Below are 1,437 nucleotides of genomic sequence, written 5' to 3'. Positions count from 1 at the left end.
TTGCTGGCCTACAGCCGCGCGGGTGCTGCTGAGTTGGCGCAACGGGCTGCTTTGGCCGCACCCGACGTGTCTGCCGCCCTGGGTCTTGGGCAAACGCTGCACCATGGCGGCTTGAGCGTGCGGCCATTTCCCACGCAGTGGGCGGTGGGCCACGAGCTGGGGTTTGAGGTGCGTGCCCGTCCCATCATCCGCGAAGGAAAAACCGGGCGCGAACGCGATGCCTTCTTGTCTGCACTGGAACGCGCTGGTGGTGGCGAGCTGGACCGCAGCACTGTTTATGTGCAATGGCTGCGCGATTTGTTGGCCCGGCAAGGGGGCGCAGAACTGGTCAACGCCGACCTGATTCGCTACCAACAGTTGGGCGTGACCCGCAAAAGCCAGCGCACTGGTGCCGATGACGCGCGCCGCAGCCAATTGGTCAACGGGCCTGATGCCGTGTTCGAAGGGCGGTTGCGCGTGCTGGATTCGCAAGCCTTCGCGCAGTTGCTGGCCAAAGGCGTCGGGCGACACCGTGCGTTTGGTTTTGGTTTGCTCTTGTTGCGCCCTGTGCGCAGCTAAAAACCCGAAGCGTTCAAATGCTCAAAGGTCGCCTGGGGCTGGAAACGGCCCGGTTTCCGCATGCAGACCGCCACGGGCTGCTGTGGCTGGAGCGCGGCGAGTTGTGTGTGGTGGATGGGTGCTTGCATTTCATGCGTGGCAGCAACTCGCTGACCCCACAGATTGACCAGATACCGCACCAGTCGGTGTCCATGATTTTGCTGGGGCCGGGCAGCAGCGTGACGCACGACGCCTTGCGCCTGCTGGCCCGCCACGGCACGCTGATGGCCGCTGTTGGGGTTGACGGTGTACGCACCTACACCGCGCCACCGCTGATGCCGGACCGTTCCGATGTGGCCAGACGGCAGGCCGAGTTGTGGGGCAATCCGCGCCGCCGTGTGAGCGTGGCCCGCCACATGTACGCGTTGCGACTGGGTGAAATACTGCCGCACCGCGAACTGGACACCCTGCGCGGCATTGAGGGATCGCGCGTCAAGGTCATGTACAAGCTGATGGCCGAAAAGCACGGCATTGAATGGAATGGTCGGCATTACGACCGGGCCAACCCATTGGCTGCGGACATACCCAACCAAGCGCTGAACCACGCGGCTACCGCCGTACAGGCAGCGGCGGCCATTGCGGTGCAGTCGTTGGCAGCTTTGCCACCGCTGGGTTTCATTCATGAGGATTCGGGACAGTCGTTTGTGTTGGACATTGCCGACTTGTTTCGTGAGTCCACCACCTTTCAAATTGCTTTTTCTGCGGCCAAACAGGTGTCCAAGGGTTCAGTGGACACCATTGACCGTCTGGTGCGACGTGAAGCTGCGCAGGTGTTTCGCAAGCAGCAAGTTATCCCGTCGATGATCGACAAAATCAAGCAGGTGTTGCGCATGGAGGAAG

The 1,437-nt window shown here is 62.1% G+C and carries 2 protein-coding genes; both read left to right on the top strand.

Annotation, left to right across the window (positions count from 1 at the left end):
* On the top strand, positions 1 to 558 hold a 558-nt coding region (gene cas6e, locus Q7J58_RS01165), incomplete at its 5' end, for a type I-E CRISPR-associated protein Cas6/Cse3/CasE (protein ID WP_304822227.1).
* Positions 559 to 575: 17 nt separating this feature from the next.
* Positions 576 to 1,437, top strand: an 862-nt coding sequence (cas1e, locus tag Q7J58_RS01160; protein ID WP_304822224.1) for a type I-E CRISPR-associated endonuclease Cas1e, incomplete at its 3' end; no start/stop codon positions are given.

Origin of the sequence: Hydrogenophaga sp., assembly GCF_030656115.1 — a bacterium.
Lineage (GTDB): Bacteria > Pseudomonadota > Gammaproteobacteria > Burkholderiales > Burkholderiaceae_C > Hydrogenophaga.
This window is presented reverse-complemented; position numbering and strand designations above follow the sequence as displayed.